Origin of the sequence: Streptomyces sp. MB09-02B, assembly GCF_033794485.1 — a bacterium.
In the GTDB taxonomy this organism is placed as follows: Bacteria; Actinomycetota; Actinomycetes; order Streptomycetales; family Streptomycetaceae; genus Streptomyces.
Window position 1 is genome coordinate 1 of the sequence record NZ_JARGEE010000070.1, and the last position, 21,666, is coordinate 21,666.

The window sequence follows — 21,666 nt, forward strand, 5'->3', positions numbered from 1 at the left end:
ACAAGGAGAACGGCAGCGACTACAACCAGGCCCGCGCCGCGGTCGCCGTCTCCGACACCGTCGACGGCGACTACACCTGGCAAAGCAGCTTCCGCCCGCTGGGTTACATGTCCCGCGACATCACCCTGTTCCGGGACGACGACGGCACCGGCTACATGATCTCGGCCGCGAACAACAACCGCGACCTGCACGTCTACCGTCTCACCGCCGACTACCTCGGCGTGGAGAGCCGCGTCCAGCTGCTGTGGCCCGGTCAACTACGGGAGGCACCCGCCCTGTTCAAGCGCGACGGGGTCTACTTCCTGCTCACGTCCGGTGCCACCGGCTGGAACCCGAACCAGCAGAAGTACGCCACCGCCACCAGCGTGACCGGCACCTGGAGCGGCCTGCAGAACGTCGGCGACGCCACCGCGTACGGTTCCCAGACCACGTACGTCCTGCCGGTGCAGGGCACTTCGGGCACCGAGTACCTCTACATGGGCGACCGCTGGGGCAACTCCTTCGGGCAGAACGTCAACGCCTCCAAGTACGTCTGGCTGCCGCTGGAGTTCCCGACGGCGACCACCATGACCATGGCCTGGTACCCGCAGATCAGCATCGACACCGCCGCCGGCACGGTGGACGGCGTCGGCGGTCCGTGGGAGTCACTGGCCGCGCGGCACAGCGGCAAGTGCCTCGACGTACCCGGCAAGTCGGTGAACGACGGCGTCCAACTCACCCAGTACACCTGCAACGGCGGAATGAACCAGGCCTACTGGTTCCAGGACATGGGCGGCGGCTACGTCCGGCTGATGGCCGAGCACAGCGGCAAGTGCCTGGACGTGGCCGACAACATCACGTCCAACAACAATCCGGTCATCCAGTGGACCTGCTCCTCGGGCACCAACCAGCAGTGGCAACTCCAGGACGCCGGCGACGGACATGTGCGTCTCGTCTCCCGCCTGAGCGGCAAGTGTCTGGACGTCAGCGGAGCCTCCACCGGCGACGGCGCCAAGCTGATCCAGTGGACCTGCGGAACCGGCACCAACCAGCAGTTCCAGCGCCGCACCCTCTGACACGGCCGGGAGGCCCGTCGGGTGGACGACCCGACGGGCCTCGCGCCGTCGCCGCCCGAGCAGGCGGCGACGGCGGATCTGCTGTCTCTTGGCCGCGGGGGTCTTCTCGTATGCGGTGTGTCGTCCCTACCCTCGGCACGTGGTCGAGATCGAACGGTGGTCCAATGCTGAACGTGAATGATGTGGACGAGCACGGATCCATGGGCGTCGGCGCCCGGAGCAGCAGTTTCGCGAACCCTCTGGAGGAGCTCTCGCTCGAACGGCTCCGCCGGCGCGGAAGCATGAAGTGGCGCACGCATCCGGCGGACGTCCTGCCCCTGTGGGTGGCGGAGATGGACGTCCCGCTCGCGCCGGCGGTCGCCGACGCGTTGCGTGAGGCCATCGACACCGGTGACACCGGCTATCCGGCCGGGACCGAGTTCGCCGAGTCGCTGGCCGGTTTCGCCTCGCGGCGCTGGGACTGGGACGGCCTGGCGATCGACCGTGCCGCCATCATTCCGGACGTCATGATGGGCGCCGTGCAGGTGCTGCGGCTGATCACCGGCCCCGGCGACCCGGTCGTCGTCAACTCACCCGTGTACGCGCCCTTCTACGCGTTCATCGCCCATGACGACCGCCGGATCGTCGAATCACCCCTCGGGCCGGACCTCCGGATCGACCTGGACACGCTCGAGGAGACGTTCCGGAGTGCCCGGAGGCAGAGCGGCAACGGCAGGATCGCCTACCTGCTCAGCAATCCCCACAACCCCACCGGCACGGTGCACACCTCCGAGGAGCTCGCCGCCGTGGCGAGGTCGGCCCGCCGGTACGGCGTGCGTGTCGTCGCCGACGAGATCCATGCCCCGCTCGTCCTGCCGGGCGCCTCGTTCACGCCCTACCTCAGCGTGCCGGGAGCCGAGGACGCCTTCTCTCTCATGTCGGCGACCAAAGGCTGGAACCTCGCCGGCATCAAGGCCGCGCTCGCGCTCGCGGGCCCGGAGGCGGCCGCCGACCTGCACCGGATGCCCGAGGAGGTCCACCACGGCGCCAGCCATCTGGGCGTGATCGCCCACACGGCGGCCTTCCGGCACGGGGACGGGTGGCTGGACGCGTTGCTGGCAGGACTCGACGCGAACAGGACCCTGCTGGGCGAACTCGTCGCCGCGCACCTGCCCGGGATCGGATACGCGCGACCGGAAGGGACGTATCTGGCCTGGCTGGACTGCCGGTCCCTCGGCCTCGCCCGGGAACAGGACACCCCGGATCTCGCGGTGGTCACCGACCTGGCCGGCCCCGCACAGCTGTTCCTGGAGCACGCCAGGGTGGCCCTGTCCGCCGGCCACATCTTCGGCACGGGAGGAGCCGGGCACGTCCGCCTGAACTTCGCCACCTCCCAGGCCGTCCTCACCGAGGCGGTCACCCGCATGGGACGCGCCGCCGTACTCCACGCGCCGTAGCGACGGTCCTCTCCCCCGCCACGGTCCACGCACGCGACGACTTCCCCTGCGTTCGCCGGTGCCCCGGTGCCGACACCCGTAGCCCGCCGCCCGTGGCCCGTCGAGCGCCGAGCGTCGGATCAGAAGGCCGGCGGAGACTGCTCGGCGGCCTGGCCCTGGCGGCGCGCCTCCAGTACCGCCTCGTGCAACCTCTCCTGAGCCATCGTCAGGCACGCGTAGACCGCCCCTTGCGCGGTCGAGATACCGATCAGATGCGGTACCGTCCTGATCTCCGGGACCGCCGGAAGGCTCCGCTCGAGTCGCCTGCGCACCTCGGGAAGCACCTCGTCGACAAGCGGACGCAGACGACCCACGAAGTAGACCGACTCCGGGTCCAGCGTCACGACCACGACGCTGACGGCGGTCACGATCGCCGTCGTGAACGCCTCCAGCACCTCGGCCCGCGCCTCCACGCCGTGCGTCGGCTCCTCCCAGAGGTTCTCCACCCGCTCCAGGTCCAGCCCCCGCTTACGGGCGAACCGCAGCAGCCCCCGCGTGCTGAGCAGCTCGTCGAGGATCTCGTCACCGACCCCGGCGCCGAGCACACCGATGTCGCCGAACGTGGGCGTCCTCCCCCGGGCGAGCTCGTGATCCGTGCAGCTGGCGAAGTTCAGTATGGTGCTGACGCTGAACAGCGCGGCGTCGGTGATGGTGGCGTCGTTGGTGAGGATCCCGAGCAGCGACGCGTTGGCATCGCTGTCCAGCAGCACCGGCGCCTCGACCAGGTCCTCGATGGCACGGTGGAGGCCGGAGCCCTCGAAGATCTTCATCGACTCGGCGGGGCCGAAGATCTCCGTGCCGTCGCGGACCCGGCCGGGCACGGCGGCGACGATCTGGCGCAGGGGGCCCTGCGCGGACTCGGCGGCCTGCGCGATCAGGTCGACCAACCAGCGCGCGGCGTCCGCGACTTCCTGGTGGTCGGCGGTGGGGACCGTCATGTGCTGGATCTCGCGGCCCCGCAGGTCGGTCACCAGCACACCGGTGGTCTGTGCGCCGAAGCTGATCCCGACCACGTGCCCGGTCGTGCCGGGCAGATCCAGGTAGGTGGACCGGCGGCCGCGTCCGCTGACGTCGTCGACCCCGCCGTCCACGACGAAGCCGTCGGACCGGAGTTCCTCCACCGCTCTGGACACGGTGGCCTTGCTCAGGCCCGTCAGCTCGATGAGCCTGTTCCGTGTCAGGGGCGCGTGCGCGAGGACCACGTCAAGGACCGACGCCTTGTTGTAGTCGCGCGAGGTGGGGTTAGTGGTCACGTGATGACCATAGCGAGCCCGATACGCCACTCGGGCCGTGACCGGCTTGGGCGTGATGATCGCGGGCTGCGACGCGACGGCCGGCGGCCGTTCCTCTGCACCGATCGTTTTCGCTCGGGTGGGCGGGCTGAAGTCCGTGCCCACGTCGTTCGTCCTGCCGGACGGTTCTCGGCTCATCTGTCATGCACTCCGGAGGGTCCCCGAAGCACTCCGAGGCAGCATCGCCGCGTGGCGGCGGACCAGGAGGCTGGGGGTCGATGACCAACTGACTGTCGGCAGCGAGCAGCGATCAGACGGTGGACCCCTGTGCGGTCGACCACCGGAACGCCGGTGGCGTCGTGGCGCTGATCGCCCTGCAGGCAGGGCGAGTTGACCGCATGCGAGCGAGCGTACCACTCACGCTCAGCGCCTCTCCGTCGAAGGGAACGGTCCACAGCGGGCCACCTCCGCCACAAAGGGCACTGGTCACGTACCCGTTCGGGACTTAGGTTGGGGCGTTATATGCAGAAAAGAGGGACTGTGGACCACCGCGGGCTCACCCCCGGCCGCGCCCGGCGAATTCGAGTGGTCAACGGAACCCCAAAGATTCTTGTTTCAGGTTGGAACTGGAACGAAGAATGGTATGGTCTGAGCGCAGCAGCGAGCACCCTTCCGTTCAGAGCGGCTGACGGCACTGGCAGGAGAGAGAGCAGCGATATGAAGTTCACCCCCTACTGGCTCGACACCGCACCCCAGGGACCGGACAGATCCCGGACCCAGATCGGCGGGCGCGTCGACGTGGCGATCATCGGAGCCGGTCTGACCGGCCTCTCGGCGGCACTGCACCTGGCGCGCAAGGGCGCCGACGTGCATGTCTTCGAGAAGGAGACGGTCGGATTCGGCGCGTCGGGACGCAACGGTGGTATGGCCACCCTGGGCATGTCGATCGGATTCCGCTCCGCGGTGTCGCGGTACGGCTTCGACACCGCGAAGCGGTATCTGCTGGCCTACCACGACGCGGTCGACACCATCGAGAACCTCGTCAAGGAAGAGGACATCGACTGCGACTTCGCTCGCACGGGCAAGCTCAACCTGGCGTCCAAGCCGGCCCACTTCGACGGCCTGCGCAAGACCCACGAGATCATGTCGGGCCGGCTCGGGATCGAGACCCGTCTGATCTCCAAGAACGAGCTCCACACCGAGATCGGCTCCGACCTCTACCACGGTGGCATGGTCGACGCCCGGAGCGCCGGACTGCACGTCGGCAAGTTCACCAAGGGACTCGCCGAGGCGGCGGCGCGGATCGGCGTCACCATTCACGAGAAGGCGCCGGTCGAGCAGGTCAACAGACTGGGTGGCACCAAGCACGAGCTGATCACTCCGCGCGGCACCGTCCAGGCCGACCAGGTGCTCGTCGCCACCAGCGGCCACACCCGCCGGCCGTTCCGCTGGCAGCAGGTCAGGATCGCGCCCGTCGGCAGCTTCATCATCGTGACCGAGCCGCTGGGCAAGGACGTCTGCGACATGCTCCTGCCGAACCGGCGGATGGCGTCGACGTCCCTGAACCTGCTGAACTACTTCCGGATCACCCCGGACCACCGGCTGCTCTTCGGCGGGCGTGCCCGGTTCGCCATGTCCAACCAGCAGTCGGACGCGAAGAGCGGCCGCATCCTGCACAAGGCGATGACCGAGGTCTTCCCGCAGCTCACGCAGGCGCGCGTCGACTACTGCTGGGGCGGTCTGGTCGACATGAGCATGGACCGGATGGTGCACGCCGGCGAGCAGGACGGGCTGTTCTACTCGCTCGGCTACTCCGGCCACGGCGTCCAGATGGCCACGCACATGGGCAAGCAGATGGCCGCGTACATGGACGGTGACGCCGGCGCCAACCCCTGGAGCGACCTGCCCTTCAAGCGGATCCCCGGCCACTTCGGCCCGCCCTGGTTCCTGCCCTTCGCGGGCGGTTTCTACAAGTTCCTCGACGTCGTCAAGTAGGCGCGGGACAGAGATGCTGAGCACACGTGTGGAGCGCCGTGAGGTCCTCCTTGCCGTCCCGTCGCGAGCGGCGGGCCCGTCGAGGGTGGCGGACCGATGACGGCCGCCGTCGACACCCTGGTCGCCCGGCTGGCCGAGCTCGCCCCCGCGCTGCGGGTGGCGACCGGACCGGGGGCGACGGGTCCGTATGCCTACGACGCCTCCAACTACCGTGTGCCGCCCCGGGCCGTGGCCTTCCCGCGCACCGCCGACGACGTGGTCGCGGTGCTGAGGGCCTGCCGGGAGACGGGCGTCCCGGTCACCGCCCGAGGCGGCGGCACCAGCATGGCCGGCAACGCCGTGGGAGCGGGTGTGCTCCTGGACTTCTCCCGGTACATGAACCGGATCCTGGACATCGACGTCGATGCACGTACCGCACGCGTCGAGGCCGGTGTCGTCCTCGACGTGCTGCGCAGCGCGACGGCGCCGCACGGACTGGACTTCGGTCCTGACCCGTCCTCGCACAGCCGCTGCACCCTCGGCGGCATGATCGGCAACGACGCGTGCGGGAACCGGTCGGTGCGCGACGGTCGGACCAGCGGGCATGTCGAGGCCCTGGAGATCGTGACGGCCGACGGCGTGCGGGCCGTTGCCGACCACACCGGGCTGCACCCGGTGGATCCCGGAGACACCGGGCTGGTCGCCCGGATCGAGGCCGATCTGAAGCGACTGATCGGCGACAACCTGGCGCTGCTCCGCACCGAGCTCGGCCGCATCCCGCGTCAGGTCTCCGGCTACCAGCTGCACCACCTGCTGCCGGAGAACGGGTTCGACATGGCCCGTGCTCTGGTGGGCACCGAGGGCTCCTGTGCGGTCGTCACCGCCGCGACGGTCCGCCTGGTGGCGACCGCACAGGCTTCCACCCTGCTCGCCCTCGGCTACGACGACGTGGTGCAGGCGGCTGAGGACGTGCCGGAGATCCTGCGCTGGTCGCCCAGCGCGGTGGAGGGCATGGACGAGGAGATCGTCGCCACCATGCGCGCCCGCCGCGGCCCGGACTCCGTCACCGGCCTGCCCGAGGGCCGCGCCTGGCTGTACGTCGAACTCGAAGGCGATGACCAGGCCGCGGTGAACAGCAGGGCCGCCGAGTTGCTGGACGCCCTCAGGGCGCGCGGGCGCATGACCGGCGGCCGGGTCGTCGAGACCCCCGCTGAGCGGCGTTCGCTCTGGCGGGTGCGCGAGGACGGGGCCGGGCTGGCCGCGCGTCCGGTGGTCGGCGGGGAGTCCTGGCCGGGCTGGGAGGACGCGGCGGTGGCGCCGGAGAACCTGGCCGGCTACCTGCGCGACTTCCGTAAGCTGCTCGTCTCCCACGAGCTGACCGGTGTGCTCTACGGGCACTTCGGCGCCGGCTGTGTCCATGTGCGGATCGACTTCGACCCGGCGACCGCGGCCGGGCGGACGGTCATGCGGCGCTTCCTGACCGAGGCGGCGGCGCTGGTCGTCGAGCACGGCGGCACCCTGTCCGGTGAGCACGGCGACGGGCGGGCGCGCGGTGAGCTGCTCGAGGTCATGTACAGCCACCGGATGATCCGCGCGTTCGCCGCCTTCAAGAAGGTCTTCGACCCCGAGGGGCTGTTGAACCCCGGCGTCATCGTCGACCCGGCCCCCCTCGACGCCGACCTCGCCCTGCGTGAACTCCCTGTGCTGGAAACATCCTTCGCCTTCCCGCACGACGGGGACGGTTTCGCCGGTGCGGTGCGCCGCTGTGTGGGTGTGGGCCGTTGTCGCAGTGGTTCCGGCGGTGTGATGTGCCCGAGCTACCGGGCCACGGGCGAGGAGAACGCCTCCACCCGTGGCCGGGCCCGCCTGCTGCAGGAGATGGTGCGGGGTGAGACCGTGACAGACGGCTGGCGTTCCACCGAGGTGCGGGACGCCCTCGATCTGTGCCTGTCCTGCAAGGCGTGCTCCAGCGACTGTCCGGTCGGCGTCGACATGGCCACCTACAAGGCGGAGTTCCTGCACCAGCACTACAAGGGCCGCCTGCGACCCCGCTCCCACTACTCACTGGGCTGGTTGCCCCTGACCTCGGCGCCGGCCGGATACGCCGCCCGTCCGCTCAACGCCCTCCTGCGCGGCCCCGTCGGGAAGCTGCTGGCCCGTCTCGGCGGCATCACCACCAAGCGGAGGATCCCCGCGTTCGCCTCCCGGCGCGCCCTGCGCAGGATCCTGCGCGCGGTGCGGACGGGAGAACCGTCGACGGCCGTGCTGTTCGTGGACAGCTTCACCCGCGCCTTCCGCCCCGAAGTCGCCGGCGCCGCGAGCCGGGTCCTCGCCGACGCCGGCATCCCCTGCACCCCGCGGGAAGGCCTGTGCTGCGGCCTGACCTGGGTCAGCACCGGCCAGCTGTCCGTGGCACGCAGGATCATGGCCCGTACGGTGGCCGCCCTGGACGACGGCGACGACCGGCCGATCATCGTGGCCGAACCCAGTTGCGCCGCCGCCCTCAGACGCGATGTCCCCGAACTCCTCGACACCGACGCCGCCCGGCGCGTCGCCGACCGCGTCCAGACCCTCACCGGAGCACTGACCGACCTCGCCGACGAGAGCTGGACCCCGCCGCCGCTGCCCGAGCACGTGGTGCTCCAGACCCACTGCCACGAGTACGCCACCTTCAAGAGCCGCCACCCCCGCACGCTCCTGCGCAGACTCGGCGTACGCACCGTCGACGAAGCCGAAGGCTGCTGCGGACTCGCCGGCAACTTCGGCTTCGAGGAAGAGCACTACGACACCTCCGTCGCCGTCGCCGACCTGGCCCTCAAGCCTCGTCTCGACAACCTCGACGGACGGCCCGTGGTCGCCGACGGCTTCAGCTGCGCCACCCAGATCGACCACCTCGCAGGAGACCAGGGTGTCCGCGCCCTGCACCTCGCGGAACTCCTGGACCCCGCCACCGATCGCCCGGGAGAGACCTCTTGACGGGGGTACTGGCCCGGTTGCCCGCGAGCGGTACGCGGGGCGGCGCCGGCCCGTGGCACCATTCCCGCCGGTCGAGGACCGTGACGAGGTCGCTCCGCATCCTGGAGGCCGTGGCCCGGCACCAGCCGGTCACCGCTGGAGAGCTGTCGCGGATCGTCGGGGTGCCCGAGGGCAGGCTGCGACGGACCGTGGCGGCACTCGTCGAGGCAGGTTGGCTACGGGCGCTTCACAGCGACACCACCCGCTGGGAGATCGGCGCACGGGTGCTCGGCGTACGGCCCGCGGCCCAGCGCGGCGCCAGTCTGTTCCCCGCCGCGCGTGAGCCCATGGTGCGGCTCCGCGACATGCTGAACGAGACGGTCCACCTGTCCGTGCCGGACGCGCTGAACGAGATGGTCGTGGTCGACCGGGTCGACTGCGACCACCCCGTACGGACCTTCCAGGCCCTCGGCGAGACCTCCCCACCGCACGCCACCGCGACCGGGCACGCGATCCTCGCCCACCTGCTGCCGCCGGAGGTCGGCCCACCCGTGTTCGAGGGCCTCGGCGAGCACCGCGAGGAGAGCGTCACCGCAACGGCGGACCTGCTCGCGGAGCTCCGCCGCGTCAAAGACCGCGGGTACGCCGTCGACCGGAACCGGTACCGCCCCGGGGTCTGCACCGTGGCGGCCCCCGTCCTCGACGGGGCCGGCGCACCGCTGGCCGCCGTGGCCGTCTCGCTGCCCGACTCCCGCTTCGATCCCGGTCGGCTCGACGAACTGGGCCGGCTGGTGAAGGAGACGGGGGCGCGGATCGCCGCCCGTCACCTCGGCTGAGTCAGGTCCCGGTTCTCACTGCCGGCCGAGGCCGCGACCCAGTGAAGCCTGAGTAGCGCCGCGGACCGTGCCCCCGCGTCCGTCGAGGACCCCGCCATCGGCGGGGTCCTCCGCCATGTCGCCGACGGAGAGCCAGGGACGGCCCCAGGGAAGGCCCGCTCGCCGAGCAGGCGCGCCGGACGAGGCGGGCGAGCGCTGCTGGACGGCGGCCGGAAACCGCCCTTCACCGGCTCCACGACCACCCGCCGCGTTGCTGCTCGCGCGGGGCGCCGACATGGTCGTACGCACCTCCATGGGGCCCGGCGGCACCGCCCGCACGCCAAGGTCGAACAGTCGTGGCAGGCCGGCGTGCAGCACGGCCCGAACCCCTCTCAGATCCAGCCAAAAAGTTTTCTAGTTTCAGGTTGGAACTGGAACGAACGATGGTATGGTCTCAGCCACAGCAGCGAGCAACCTCGAAGAAACAAGACTGAAGGTGTGCCTGCCGATGACTTCCACGCTTAGTCGGGCAATCGCCAACTACCCCAACCGGTTCATCCCGGGGGCAACGAGCGAACTCCCCGAACACCTCCAGGAGACCATCCAGCGCCGCGACAAGGTCCTGGGTCCTGGTTACACACTCATCTACAAGGAGCCGGTCGAGTTCGTCTCCGGTCACGGGGCGCACCTGATCGACCGCGACGGCAACGACTACCTCGACGCCTACAACAACGTCCCGTGCGTCGGGCACGCCCACCCGCACGTGGCCGAGGCGGTCGCCCGCCAGATGACGGCGGTCAACACCAACACGCGCTACGTCCAGGAAGCCCTGGTCGACTACGCGGAGCGGCTCCTCGCGACGTTCCCCGAGGAACTGTCGAGGCTGAGCATCGCGTGCAGCGGGTCGGAAGCGAACGACCTGGCGGTGCGCGTGGCACGGTTCCACACGGGCGGCGAGGGCATCATCGTCACCCGCTGGGCCTACCACGGCATCACCCGGGAGGTCGCGAGCTTCTCCCCGCATCTGGGCGCAGGGTCGCCGCTGGGTCCGAACGTCCGGCTCATCGACCCGCCGGACCCGCGCCTGGCCGCGCCGGGAACCACGCTCGCCGAGCACATGCGCCGACAGGTACGTGCCGCGATCGACGACCTCGAACGCCACGGCTACCGGCTCGCGGCCCTGATCACCGACTGCGCCTACACCAGCGACGGCATCTTCACCGATCCCGTGGACTACATGCGGGGTGTGGTGGAGGAGGTGCACGCGGCCGGGGGTGTCTACATCGCGGACGAGGTCCAGTCGGGCTTCGCCCGGCTCGGGGAGTCGATGTGGGGCTTCAGCCGCCTCGGCGTGCTGCCGGACATCGTCACCATGGGCAAGCCGATGGGCAATGGGATGCCGATCTCGGGTGTGGTGTTCCGCCCCGAGGTCAGCGAGGAGTTCGGACGCAACGTCCGCTACTTCAACACCTTCGGCGGCAGCTCGATCCCCGTGGCCGCCGGCGCGGCGGTGCTGGACGTGCTCGAGACGGAGAACGTGCAGCAGCGGGTCCTGGAGAGCGGCAACGCCCTGCGCGCGGGACTGCGGGAGATCACCAAGGACTCTCCCCACGTCGCCGAGGTCCGCGGCGCCGGTCTGTACGTCGGCGTGGAGCTCGTGAAGGACCGGGACACCCTCGAGCCGGACCGTCTGCTGGCCGAAGACGTCATCAACGACATGCGCGACCGCCGGATCCTCATCAACGGCACGGGCAGGTCGGCGAACACGCTGAAGATCCGCCCGCCGCTGGCCTTCGACTCCGCCGACGTGACCCGCTTCCTGGAGACCTTCGCCGAGGTCGCGAAGAACCGTCTGTAGCAGCCTGGCCGAAGGGACCGACCGTGAACACCTCACCGGCAACCGACTTTGCCCTACGGCTCCTCGAGGAGAGCGGCCTGACGTCGTCGCACGAACCCGTCGACGTGGTGCTGGTGAGCATCTTCCTCGACAAGCACTACCACCTCAACGGACGTCTCGGACGCCTGGCGACCGAGAAGGACGACACCTTCCGGCTCCGGACCGACGCGAGTGACTACCTCGTGAAGGTCTCCCCGCCGGACGAGCCGGAGGCGATCGTCGACCTCCAGACCGCCACGATGCGCTTCCTCGAAAGCGCTGCCCCGCACCTGCCGGTCCAGCGAGTGAAGCCGACCGCCGACGGGCACGACAGCGTGGCCATCCGGCTGAACGACGGCAGGACACGGATCCTGAGGGTGTTCGACTTCGTCGCGGGTCCGGTCCTGGCACAGATCAGCCCGGACGCGGAGCAGCTCGCGCGGGCCGGCGCGATGCTCGGACGCGTCGACGTGGCGCTGCGGGAGTTCAGCCACCCCGCCGACGGACGCGGGCTGGTGTGGGACATCCGCCACTTCCACCGGCTGACCAGCCTGGTGCAGTACACACCGAGCCCCGAGCACCGTCGACTGGCCCGAGAGGTCTTCTGGAACTTCGACGACGCCGTCGTCCCGAGGCTGAGCGACCTCGAGACACAGGTGATCCACGGCGATTTCAGCCCCTACAACGTCGTGGTGGATCCGAAGAGTGACGATCACTTCGTCACCGGTGTCATCGACTTCGGCGACACCGTGCGCAGCGCCCTGATCTTCGACCCGGCCGTACCGATGGCGAATCTGCTCGGCCGGACACCCGAGCACCCCTGGCGGGACGCCTGCGCCTTCGTCGCCGGATACCAGCGGGAGCGGCCGCTCAGGGACTCGGAGATCCCCCTGCTCCCGGTTGCCGCACTGGCACGACTCACCCTGCGCGCGCTTCTCACGAACTGGCGAGCGGAGCGCGCACCGGAACGGCGTGAGTATCTCCTCGCTCACGCCAAGGACGACTGGACCAACATCGAGCGCGCCCTGGCCGTGAGCCTGAACGACGTCATCGCGCAACTCGACAATTCCCGGCACGGGCACGCCTGAAAAAAACAACCGCTCCACCCCATTTCCGTAAGAGAAAGATCGGAGCCCCGTCATGAGCAACAAAATCCCCTCTCTGCAGTTCCGTCCGAAGTACGTCTCGTTCGACTGCTACGGCACGCTGATCAACTACCAGATCACTCCCATCACGCGTGAACTGGTCGGCGACCAGGTTCCCGCCGACAAGTGGGACCAGTTCGTCAAGGAGTTCCGCGGCTACCGCTACGACCAGGTCCGCGGCGCCTACTACCCCTACGAGCAGGTGCTGCACGAGTCCTTCGAGCGGATCTGCGATCGGTGGGGTCTGAAGGTGGCCCCGGACGCCGGCAGGCGTTTCGCCGACGGCGTGCGCGGCTGGGGCCCGCACGCGGATGTGCCGGGGCCGCTGAAGAAGATGGGCGAGAAGTACAAGCTGGTGATCCTGTCCAACGCGGACGACTCCTTCCTGGAGGAGAGCGTGCCCCGGCTCGGGGCGGACTTCCACGCGGTCTACACCGCGGAGCAGGCCGGCTACTACAAGCCCCGGTACGCCGCCTTCGAGTACATGCTCGACCAGCTCGGCGCGTCCCCCGAGGACTTCGTGCACGTCTCCTCGCACACCCGCTACGACCTGATGCCGATGCACGACATGGGCTTCCGCAACCTGATCCTGCTGGACCGCGGCTACGACCCGGTGACCCACGGCTACGACTACGTGACCGTGAAGTCCCTCGACGAGCTCAACACCATGCTCGGCATCTGAGCAGGTAACGCACGCCCGTCCCGCACGGCACCGCTGCACGGACGTCACTTCGTGGTCCGCGCTGCCGTGCAGGACGAAACTCCGGCATGACCCGCTGTCGCCTCTGTGGACCGCGGGATCGACGGTAATCAAATCGATAGGAACGAACGTCGCTCTGATTGCCTCGTCATTGTTACGGTGCGGCTTCACCGCACATATCCCCCTTCTTCTCTTTCCCCCGGGTTTCGCGCGGCAGGTCTCCCAGACCCCGCGCGTTCCCCTCCGCCGATCAGACGGCGCGCGAAAAGCCCCCCACAGGACCCGTACGTCCCCGCATCACGGAATCCCCGTATTCCGAGCGATCCCCAGGAGGCACCGCCATGGAAAGCAACCGGACAGGACGCAGAACCGTACTCCGCACCGCAGGCGCGCTGGCCGCCGCCACCGCGGTGACCGGCTGCGGCACCCTGATGGGCAGCGGCGGCAGCCGCGGCTCGTCGGGCGGCGGCGGTAAGAAGCGGCTCGTCGTCAGCAACAGCGGCGGCGCCTACAACGACGCGTTGACCAAGGCGATCTACGAGCCGTTCACCAAGGAGACGGGCGTCACCGTCAGCACGGTCAACTACCAGTCGGCGCAGGTCATCGCCCAGGTCAAGCAGGGCCGTCCGCAGGTCGACCTGATGGACAACTCGCTGCTCGTCTTCCAGAAGATGGCCCGCATGGACTGTCTGGAGGCGATGGACCACGACCGCCTCAAGAGCGTCAAGGGTGCCGGCATCCCGGAGCACCAGCTGCCGGAGCACGCGGTCGGCAAGAACGTGTGGTGCAGCCTGATGGCCTACCGTACTGACAGCCTGAAGCGGGTCCCGAAGAACTGGGCCGACTTCTGGAACACCGACGCCTTCGCCGGTCCGCGTTCCCTGCAGAGCGCCGAGGTCGACATCCCGGAGCTGGAGTTCGCGCTGCTCGCCGACGGGGTCCCGCTGGACAAGCTGTACCCGCTGGACGTCGACCGGGCCTTCAAGTCGATGTCTCGGGTCCGCGGCGGGGTGAAGAAGTTCTGGAACACCGGTGCCCTGCCGGCCGTCCTGCTCGGCCGCAAGGAGGTCGTCGCGAGCAGCCTGTACGGCGGCCGCGCGGACGAGCTGATCAGGCAGGGCATGCCCGTCGCCTACCAGTGGAACGGCGCCCGGCGACTCACCAACGGCTGGGGCATCCCCAAGGGCGCGGACAACACGGACGCCGCCTACCAGCTGATCGACTTCTCGCTGCGTCCCGAGGTGCAGGCGGCCTTCGCCAAGCTCTACCCCGGCGGCCCGGTCGTCCCCGGCGCCATCAAGCTGCTCTCGGAGGACGTCCTGGCCACGCTGCCGACCTCACCGCAGAACCTGAAGGTCGGGTTCGACGCCGACGTCGCCTGGTGGGACAAGAACCGTGACGCCGTCACCAAGCGCTGGCAGGAGTGGGCGGATGCCTGAGAGCACCAACACGATCAGCACCGGGAAGATGTCGGCCGACGAGCTCGCCGCCGTCCTGGCCCCCCGGTCCAACGCCCCGACCGGCAGGTCGCTGTCGGTGACGGGGCTGCGGAAGTCCTACAGCGGGACGACGGTGGTCGACGGTGTCGACATGGAGATCGCGGCGGGTGAGTTCGTCACCTTCCTGGGCTCCTCCGGGTCCGGGAAGACGACGACACTGATGATGCTGGCCGGGTTCACGGAGCCCGACTCCGGCACCATCGAGGTCGACGGCCGTGACATCACCGGGCTCAACCCCGGCAAGCGTGACTTCGGTTTCGTCTTCCAGCAGTACCTGCTCTTCCCCCATATGACCGTCGCCGAGAACGTCGCCTTCCCGCTGCAGCTGCGCGGGGTGGACAAGGCGGAGATCCGGCGCCGGGTCGGGGAGACGCTGGAGGCGGCCGGGCTGTCGAAGTTCGCCGGCCGCAAGCCCCGTGAGTTGTCCGGTGGCCAGCAGCAGCGTGTCGCGCTGTGCCGGGTCCTGGTCTACCGTCCGCCGATCGTGCTGATGGACGAGCCGCTGGGCGCGCTGGACAAGAAGCTGCGCGACCAGATGCAGACCGAGATCAAGTCCATCCAGCGCGAACTCGGCCTGACCGTCATCTATGTGACACATGATCAGGAGGAGGCGCTGGTCCTGTCGGACCGTATCGCCATCATGAAGGACGGCCGCATCGAGCAGTTCGACACCCCCCGCGGTCTGTTCGAACGCCCCCGCACCCCCTTCGTCGCCGACTTCCTCGGTGCGGCGAACTTCCTGGCCGGCGAGGTCGCGGAGTCGACGGCGGACGGGTGCACCCCGGTGCGACTGGACACCGGTGGCCTGCTCAAGGCCCGCGCGCACGCCTGGGCGCCCGGGCAGCGTGTGCGGGCCGCCGTGCGGCCGGGCAAGCTGCGCCTGACCGGCGCCGAGGAGAGCTGCTGTACCGGCACCGTCGAGACGGCTGTGTACTGCGGTTCGCTGACCCGGGTCAGCGTGCGCCTGGACGGAGCGGCCGCCGGGACGCCGCCGCTGCGGATCGAGACCGCCCACACTCCGCCTCACCCCGGCGAACGCGTCTGCGTCACCGCCGACCCCGAGGACGTCAGCGTCTTCGACGAGACGGACGGGGGGTGAGCCATGGCCGGCAACGCTCTCGCACCCGCCAAGGTGCGCGTCAGAATGTCCGCGATGCGCGGGCACCGCTCCCGGGTCGCGCTGGTCAACGCCGTGCCCGTCACGGTGTTCCTGCTGGTCCTGTTCGTCTATCCGATCATCGGCGTCCTCTCCCTCAGTCTGGAGGGCGACGCCGGGGGTCTCACCCTCCACTGGTACACCGACGCTCTCAGCGGAGTGAACCTCTCGGTTCTGCTCTCCACGCTCAGGATCTCCGCGGAGACCGCGGTGCTCAGCCTGCTGGTCGGGTTCGTCCTGGCCCACGCGATCGCCCGGATGAGGCCCGTCCTCGCGGCGCTGGCCATGCTGATCGTGGTCGTCCCGCACTTCATCAGCGCCCTGGTCCGCACCTACGGCTGGATCATCATGCTCGGTGAACACGGCCTGATCAACACACTGGCCGGCGCACTGCACGCACCCGGCGCACCCTATTCGCTGCTCTACAACGAGACCGGTGTCGTCATCGGCACCACCTCGGTGATGCTCCCCTACACCGTCCTGGTGTTGCAGGGCGTCATGCGCGGCGTCGACCGCAGGCTGCTGGCCGCGGCCGCCGGGTTCGGTGCCTCCCGATGGACGATCTTCGTCAGGGTGTACCTGCCGCTGGTGGCGCCCGGGATCGGGACCGCGGGCCTGCTCAGCTTCATCCTGTGCCTGGGCTACTACATCACCCCGGCCCTGATGGGCGGCGGCAAGCAAACCGTGGTCGCGGCGTTGATCGACCAGCAGGTGATGAAGCAGGACCAGTGGAACTCCGCCGCCGCGTTCGGCGTCATTCTGCTCCTGCTCACCTTCGCCGGCCTCGGCGTGCTCGGCCTGGCCAAGCTCCGCCGCAAGAAGACAGCCGCACGAGGAGGCAGCACATGATGGAACTGCCCGCGACCCGGGCCGGGCACGTCGCCCGCGCCCTCGGCGCCACCGCGATCCTGCTGTTCCTGGCCATGCCGATCGTCATCATCCTGGTCACCTCCTTCGGCGCCGACGGCATCGGCACCTTCCCCCCGGAGGAGTACAGCACCCGCTGGTACGAGCAGATGGCCGCACCCGGCGGGAACTGGGCCACCTCCATCGCCCTGTCCAGCCTGGTCGCCTCCCTGACCACCGTGTTCTCCCTCGTCCTGGGTGTCACCGCCGCCACCGCCCTGGCCCGCGGCCGCCTCCCCCTGCACGCGGCCGTCTACGGACTGGTCCTCGCCCCGATGCTCATCCCCCAAGTGGTCATCGCACTCGGCCTGTTCCTCTTCTTCGAACCCGCCGGCATGCTCGGCAGCCCCCTCGCGATCGCCCTCGGCCACACCGTGCTTGCCGCACCCATCGCGATCCTCATCCTCATCTCGACGCTGCGCGGCATCGACGAGCGGCTCGAGGACGCCGCCGCCAGCATGGGCGCGAGCAGGATGACCATCGCCCGGCGCATCACCTTCCCCCTGGCCACACCGGGTCTGATCGCCGCCGCCGTGTTCTCGTTCATCACCAGCTTCGACGAGTTCTTCATCGCGCAGTTCATGTCCACCCCCGACACCCGGACCCTGCCGGTGCTGGTCTTCAACGCCCTGCAGTTCGACGTCGACCCGACCGTCACCGCGGTCAGCGCCGTCCTCATCGCCCTCGCGATCCTGGCCCTCGCCCTGGTCGCCCTCGTCCGCAAACTCGGCGGCACCAGGAACAGCCAAGGCGGCGTCCTGCCCGTGGAACCCCTCACCTGACCCACAGGCGCCCACCCCTGGCGCCGGGGGAGAGTCCAAGGAGACACAGTCATGACCACGCCCGTCGTCCGTGATGTTCCCAAGCAGTTGTTCATCGGCGGGAGTTGGCAGGACGCGGAGTCCGGCCGGACCCTGTCCGTCGACAACCCCGCCACCGGCGAGGAGCTGTGCCGGGTCGCCGACGCCTCTCCCGCCGACGGACAGCGCGCCGCCGACGCTGCCGTCGCCGCGCAGGCGGCCTGGGCCGCGACCCCGCCCCGGGTGCGCAGCGAGATCCTGCGCCGCGCCTACGACATCATCATCGCGCGCACCGAAGAACTCGCCCTGCTGATGACCCTGGAGATGGGCAAGCCCCTGGCCGAGGCGCGTGCCGAGGTCGCCTACGGAGCGGAGTTCTTCCGCTGGTTCTCCGAGGAAGCCGTCCGTATCGACGGCGGCATGACGACCTCCCCCGACGGCAGGAACCGCCTCCTGGTCACCCGTCAGCCCGTCGGCCCCTGCCTGCTGATCACCCCCTGGAACTTCCCCCTGGCGATGGGCACCCGCAAGATCGGCCCCGCCGTCGCCGCCGGCTGCACCATCGTCCTCAACATCGTCGTCACCTCCGATGCGGCCGGCGTCGTCGAACCCCTCCTGCGCGGCGGCCGGATCCGCAAGCTCTCCTTCACCGGCTCCACCCAGGTCGGCCGGATCCTGCTCGCCCAGTGCGCCGACACCGTCATCCGCACCTCCATGGAACTCGGCGGCAACGCCCCCCTCATCGTCTTCGACGACGCCGACCTCGACGTGGCCGTCGAAGGCACCATGGTCGCCAAGATGCGCAACATGGGCGAGTCCTGCTGCGCCGCCAACCGCATCTACGTGCACACCTCCGTCGCCGACGAGTTCGCCCAGCGCCTCACCGCCCGCATGGCCGCCCTCACCGTCGGCGACGGCACCCAGCCCGGCACCGACGTCGGCCCCCTCATCGACAACGCCGGCCGCAGCAAGGCCCACGACCTGGTGCGGGACGCCGTCAAGCACGGCGCCACCGTCCTCACCGGCGGCGAACTCCCCGAAGGACCGGGCTGCTTCTACCCGCCCACCGTCCTCACCCACGTCCACGCCGACGCCGCCATCAACGACACCGAAGTCTTCGGCCCCGTCGCCGCCATCCTCACCTTCGACTCCGAGGACGAGGCAGTCACCGCCGCCAACAACACCGAGTTCGGCCTGGCCGCCTACCTGTTCACCCAGAACCTCGACCGCGCCCTGCGCGTCAGCGAACGCCTCGAAAGCGGCATGATCGGCCTCAACACCGGCCTCGTCTCCAACCCCGCGGCCCCCTTCGGAGGCGTCAAGCAATCCGGCCTCGGCCGCGAAGGCGGCCGCGTAGGCATCGGCGAATTCCTCGAGTACAAGTACCTCGCCGTGCCCGTGGCCTAGGGGGTGTTGAGCGCCTCCGATTCTCTGTCCTGCGTGAACAGATCTACCCAGGGAACCCACTGATGTCCGCTTTCGTCCATGTTCCTGCCACGAAGATCACCGGTGCTCTCGAACCGATCGGCCGGCGTCCTGGTGCGGATTCCGGCGACCCGCAGCTGGGCCGTCTCCGCTTCGACACCGACGACACGGTCCTGGCGGGTGTGTGGGAGTCCCAGCCCGGCGGGTGGCCCGTCGAGGAGCGCGAGGACACCGAGACCTGCTACATCCTGAGCGGCCGCGCGGTCATCACCGACGCGGCCACGGGAGAGACCTTCGAGATCTCCGCCGGTGATGTCATCGTCCAGCCCAAGGGCTGGTCCGGCCGCTGGGACGTCAAGGAGACGATCCGCAAGGTGTACAGCATCGGCAGGTGACGGCCCTGCGACGGCACTCCCGGTCGGATCGACACCACCGGGGCCCTCGGTGGCTCCGGTGCTCCGCCCCTGCCGCAAGCGCCGCAGCCGACTACGGCCGGTCCACTCGGCACCCAGCTCTGATGAGGGCCCCTATGAGACTTCAGAACGTCAACGCCGTGATCACCGGAGCGACGAGCGGGATCGGTCAGGCAGTCGCCTCCCATTTTCGTCGCGAGGGAGCCAACCTCCTGCTCACCGGACGGCGACCCCAGCCGCCCCAGGAACATGCCGACGACTTCTACCTGCCCGGCGATGTCAACGACGAGACCTTCGTCTCCGAGCTCGCCGACCGCGCGGCGGACCGTCTGGGAAGGGTCGAGGTCGTCGTCCTGTGCCACGGGCACCAGGCGTCCAGCCCCCTTGAGGAGATGGGCTACGGCGACGCGCGCGAGGTGCTGCACAGCAACCTGCTGAGCGCGTTCCTCGTCATGAAGCATCTGATGCCGCTGGCACCGGAGTCGGGGGCGTCGATGGTGTGCGTCAGCTCGCGGCTCGGCATGGTCGGCATGCCGAACCAGACCCTGTACTCCGCCGCCAAGGGCGGCCTCATCGCGCTCGCGCGCGGCGCCGCCGTCGAATGGGCGGACCGCGGCATCCGCGTCAACGTCGTGGCACCCGGCCTGACGGTGACGCCCGTCATCGAGGCATCGTTCCAGCGGCGGCCCGATCCCGCTGCCTACCGGCGCACCAGGGAGAACTCCATCCCGATCGGCCGGCTCGCCACCCCCGAAGAAATCGCGGACGCGGTCCTCTTCCTCGCCGGCCCGGAGTCGTCGTACATCACCGGCGCCGTCCTTCCCGTGGACGGCGGCTACACGGCGTTCTGAGCCGAGGTCAGGTAGCAGGGGGCCGCGGCCGCGAGCCATCTTCGCGTCGACCCGGTCCGCACCTCGGGAGTCTCGCAGCAGGCCCGACTACCACAAGGCCACCACGCGCTCCGCCGGCAGGGAGCCTTGGGCACCTTGCCACGCTCGTCAGCGCCCAGGCACGTGACCTTCGTTGCCTCAAGGTCGATACTTCCAGCAGATGCCCTTGTGCCGACCCGAGTCCGACCACCTCCGCAGCCTGACGCCCCCTCACCCCGAAGTCGGCATCAGTACCGCCACCGACCGCCAGGACCAATAATTGACCCCTGCTGCGCCGACCGGCGAAAGCAGGCCGGCGGCCCGACCGAAACGTCTACCGGAGGTACCAGTGAAGATGCTGATCAACGTAGCCGAGAGCGTCGTCGCGGATGCGTTGCGGGGTATGGCGGCCGCGCATCCCGAGCTGACCGTGGACGTGGAGAACCGGGTGGTGGTGCGGCGGGACGCGCCGGTGGCCGGGAAGGTGGGGCTGGTCTCCGGGGGCGGATCGGGGCACGAGCCGTTGCACGGTGGGTTCGTGGGGCCCGGGATGCTGTCGGCGGCCTGTCCCGGGGAGGTGTTCACGTCCCCCGTGCCGGACCAGATGGTGCGGGCCGCGGCGGCCGTGGACAGCGGCGCCGGGGTGCTGTTCATCGTGAAGAACTACACCGGGGACGTGCTGAACTTCGACATGGCGGCCGAGCTCGCCGAGGACGAGGGCATCCAGATCGCCAAGGTCCTCGTCGACGACGACGTGGCCGTCACTGACAGTCTGTACACCGCCGGGCGGCGCGGCACGGGCGCGACGCTGTTCGTGGAGAAGATCGCGGGGGCCGCCGCCGAGGAGGGGCAGCCGCTGGAGCAGGTCGAGGCGCTGGCCCGGCAGGTCAACGAGAACTCCCGCAGCTTCGGGGTGGCCCTGAGCGCCTGCACCACCCCGGCCAAGGGCAGCCCCACCTTCGATCTCCCCGCCGGGGAACTGGAGTTGGGCGTCGGCATCCACGGTGAGCCGGGGCGTGAGCGGCGCGCCATGATGACCTCGCGGGAGATCGCCGACTTCTCGGTGAACGCCGTCCTGGACGACATGAGCCCCCGCAACCCGGTGCTGCTGCTGGTCAACGGCATGGGCGCCACACCGCTGCTGGAGCTGTACGGATTCAACGCGGAGGTGCAGCGGGTGCTCACCGAACGCGGGGTCGCCGTGGCCCGCACCCTCGTCGGCAACTACGTCACCTCGCTCGACATGGCCGGCGCGTCGGTGACACTGTGTCAGGTCGACGAGGAGCTGCTGCGGCTGTACGACGCGCCGGTGCGGACACCCGGTCTGCGCTGGGGCGTGTGAGCGGGCGGAACGCCACCGCACGTCAGTTC

17 protein-coding genes are annotated in these 21,666 nt (G+C 69.6%); 16 read left to right on the plus strand and 1 reads right to left on the minus strand.

Annotation, left to right across the window (positions count from 1 at the left end; translation table 11 throughout):
* The coding region (locus P1P70_RS13035) for an RICIN domain-containing protein (protein ID WP_319236981.1) at positions 1-1,055 on the plus strand (1,055 nt) is incomplete at its 5' end.
* A gap of 200 nt (positions 1,056-1,255) precedes the next feature.
* Positions 1,256-2,491, plus strand: coding sequence for a MalY/PatB family protein (locus P1P70_RS13040; RefSeq protein WP_319237004.1), 1,236 nt, complete (start codon positions 1,256-1,258; stop codon positions 2,489-2,491).
* A 119-nt stretch (positions 2,492-2,610) separates the two neighbouring features.
* Here the strand turns inward: P1P70_RS13040 and P1P70_RS13045 are convergent, their stop codons facing one another.
* Entirely contained in the window at positions 2,611-3,783 is a 1,173-nt protein-coding gene (locus P1P70_RS13045) for an ROK family transcriptional regulator (RefSeq protein WP_319236982.1), read from the minus strand.
* 696 nt (positions 3,784-4,479) lie between these two features.
* On the opposite strand from P1P70_RS13045, the gene P1P70_RS13050 reads away from it, so the two are divergent.
* From P1P70_RS13050 to dhaK, 14 genes are all read left to right on the plus strand, one after another.
* Positions 4,480-5,757, plus strand: coding sequence for an FAD-binding oxidoreductase (locus tag P1P70_RS13050; protein ID WP_319236983.1), 1,278 nt, complete (start codon positions 4,480-4,482; stop codon positions 5,755-5,757).
* A gap of 96 nt (positions 5,758-5,853) precedes the next feature.
* Positions 5,854-8,712: an FAD-binding and (Fe-S)-binding domain-containing protein gene (locus P1P70_RS13055; RefSeq protein ID WP_319236984.1), complete on the plus strand. Its 2,859-nt coding sequence runs from the start codon at positions 5,854-5,856 to the stop codon at positions 8,710-8,712.
* An 80-nt stretch (positions 8,713-8,792) separates the two neighbouring features.
* Complete coding sequence (locus tag P1P70_RS13060) at positions 8,793-9,527, plus strand: IclR family transcriptional regulator (RefSeq protein WP_319236985.1); 735 nt, start codon at positions 8,793-8,795, stop codon at positions 9,525-9,527.
* Positions 9,528-10,014: 487 nt separating this feature from the next.
* A complete protein-coding gene (locus P1P70_RS13065) occupies positions 10,015-11,364 on the plus strand; it encodes an aspartate aminotransferase family protein (protein ID WP_319236986.1) in 1,350 nt (449 codons plus the stop codon).
* A gap of 23 nt (positions 11,365-11,387) precedes the next feature.
* Positions 11,388-12,470 carry a phosphotransferase gene (locus tag P1P70_RS13070; protein WP_319236987.1) on the plus strand — a complete coding sequence of 361 codons (1,083 nt, stop codon included), beginning with the start codon at positions 11,388-11,390 and terminating at the stop codon, positions 12,468-12,470.
* A gap of 52 nt (positions 12,471-12,522) precedes the next feature.
* Complete coding sequence (locus P1P70_RS13075; RefSeq protein ID WP_319236988.1) at positions 12,523-13,209, plus strand: haloacid dehalogenase type II; 687 nt, start codon at positions 12,523-12,525, stop codon at positions 13,207-13,209.
* A gap of 359 nt (positions 13,210-13,568) precedes the next feature.
* On the plus strand, positions 13,569-14,666 hold the full coding sequence (locus P1P70_RS13080; RefSeq protein WP_319236989.1) for a polyamine ABC transporter substrate-binding protein: 1,098 nt from the start codon (positions 13,569-13,571) through the stop codon (positions 14,664-14,666).
* A 28-nt stretch (positions 14,667-14,694) separates the two neighbouring features.
* Complete coding sequence (locus P1P70_RS13085) at positions 14,695-15,825, plus strand: ABC transporter ATP-binding protein (RefSeq protein ID WP_319237005.1); 1,131 nt, start codon at positions 14,695-14,697, stop codon at positions 15,823-15,825.
* A 3-nt stretch (positions 15,826-15,828) separates the two neighbouring features.
* Positions 15,829-16,731, plus strand: a complete 903-nt coding sequence (locus P1P70_RS13090) for an ABC transporter permease (protein ID WP_319236990.1) — start codon at positions 15,829-15,831, stop codon at positions 16,729-16,731.
* The gene (locus P1P70_RS13095; protein WP_319236991.1) at positions 16,728-17,570 is read left to right on the plus strand and encodes an ABC transporter permease; all 843 of its coding nucleotides are present in this window, start codon (positions 16,728-16,730) and stop codon (positions 17,568-17,570) included. Before P1P70_RS13090 ends, P1P70_RS13095 begins: the two co-directional genes overlap by 4 nt.
* Before the next feature lie 51 nt (positions 17,571-17,621).
* On the plus strand, positions 17,622-18,995 hold the full coding sequence (locus tag P1P70_RS13100; protein WP_319236992.1) for an NAD-dependent succinate-semialdehyde dehydrogenase: 1,374 nt from the start codon (positions 17,622-17,624) through the stop codon (positions 18,993-18,995).
* Positions 18,996-19,057: 62 nt separating this feature from the next.
* Positions 19,058-19,408, plus strand: coding sequence for a cupin domain-containing protein (locus P1P70_RS13105; protein WP_319236993.1), 351 nt, complete (start codon positions 19,058-19,060; stop codon positions 19,406-19,408).
* 134 nt (positions 19,409-19,542) lie between these two features.
* On the plus strand, positions 19,543-20,277 hold the full coding sequence (locus P1P70_RS13110; RefSeq protein ID WP_319236994.1) for an SDR family NAD(P)-dependent oxidoreductase: 735 nt from the start codon (positions 19,543-19,545) through the stop codon (positions 20,275-20,277).
* A gap of 367 nt (positions 20,278-20,644) precedes the next feature.
* Positions 20,645-21,637 carry a dihydroxyacetone kinase subunit DhaK gene (dhaK, locus tag P1P70_RS13115; protein ID WP_319236995.1) on the plus strand — a complete coding sequence of 331 codons (993 nt, stop codon included), beginning with the start codon at positions 20,645-20,647 and terminating at the stop codon, positions 21,635-21,637.
* The last annotated feature ends 29 nt before the right edge of the window (positions 21,638-21,666 follow it).